The following is a 286-nucleotide window of genomic DNA, read 5'->3' as shown; positions in this document are numbered from 1 at the left end:
CATTACCATTAATCAACATTCCAGTAGGTACTGTTGTTCATAACATCGAGCTTAAGCCTGGTCGTGGCGGACAATTAGTTCGTTCTGCTGGTACATCTGCTCAAGTACTTGGTAAAGAAGGTAAATACGTACTTGTACGTTTAACTTCTGGTGAAGTACGTCTTGTATTATCTGCTTGTCGCGCTTCAATCGGTCAAGTAGGTAACGAACAACACGAACTTATCAAAATCGGTAAAGATGGTCGCTCTCGCTGGTTAGGTAAACGCCCAACAGTTCGTGGTTCTGT

The 286-nt window shown here is 43.0% G+C and carries 1 pseudogene; it reads left to right on the top strand.

Features of this window, described 5'->3' with window-relative positions:
* Window positions 1-286, top strand: a pseudogene (locus tag FE392_RS22980) (50S ribosomal protein L2); the annotation flags it as partial.

The sequence above is a fragment of the Xenorhabdus santafensis genome, assembly GCF_033949405.1.
In the GTDB taxonomy this organism is placed as follows: domain Bacteria; phylum Pseudomonadota; class Gammaproteobacteria; order Enterobacterales; family Enterobacteriaceae; genus Xenorhabdus; species Xenorhabdus santafensis.
Note: the sequence above shows the minus strand (reverse complement) of the source record. Positions and strands in the feature narration are given on the sequence as shown.